Source organism: Streptomyces swartbergensis, assembly GCF_002148965.1.
Classification (GTDB): Bacteria; Actinomycetota; Actinomycetes; order Streptomycetales; family Streptomycetaceae; genus Streptomyces; species Streptomyces swartbergensis.
Genome location: NZ_NGFN01000860.1, coordinates 1 through 615 on the forward strand (window position 1 = coordinate 1; position 615 = coordinate 615).

Sequence of the window (615 nt, forward strand, 5' to 3'; positions counted from 1 at the left end):
GGTGTACGTGGAGGCGAACGCCATCAATCCCGAGCGCGTGCAGCGGATCGCCGCGCTACTCGAACACGGCGCGACCGTCGTGGACGGCGGCGTCGTCGGCTCACCGCCAGTCGGCGGCAAGACGCCGACCTTGTACCTGTCCGGCCTGGCCGACGCGACCGGGCGTATCGAGGCGCTGTTTGCGGGCACCGCCGTCCGAACGGCGGTGCTAGGCACGGACGTCGGGAAGGCATCCGCGCTGAAGCTGGCGTACGCCTCTTTCCAGAAGACCAGCCGGGTGCTGGTGGCGCTCGCGGTCGGCATGGCGCGCGAGCACGGCGTCGACCAGGAGCTCATCGGCATCGCCTCACGGCGCACCACCTCGTACCTCTCCGAGCCCGAGTACATCGCCAAAACCGCGGCACGTGCCTGGCGTTGGGGCCCGGAGCTGGAGGAAGCCACCGACATGCTCGCGGCCGCTGGTCTTCCGCCGGAGATGCTGCGCGCGGCCGCGACCACGCTGGCGCGGTGGGACGACGTCAAGGACGCCAGTGAACTCACGCTCACCGACGCCCTGGACCGACTCGCCCAGCCGTAACCCGCGCTCATGCCGTAGCCGCCTCCGCCCGCTGCACC

Annotated in this window: 1 protein-coding gene; it reads left to right on the forward strand. The window is 71.1% G+C overall.

Features of this window, described 5'->3' with window-relative positions; genetic code table 11:
• On the forward strand, positions 1 to 577 hold a 577-nt coding region (locus CA983_RS44775), incomplete at its 5' end, for an NAD(P)-dependent oxidoreductase (RefSeq protein ID WP_107500378.1).
• Between the last annotated feature and the right edge of the window lie 38 nt (positions 578 to 615).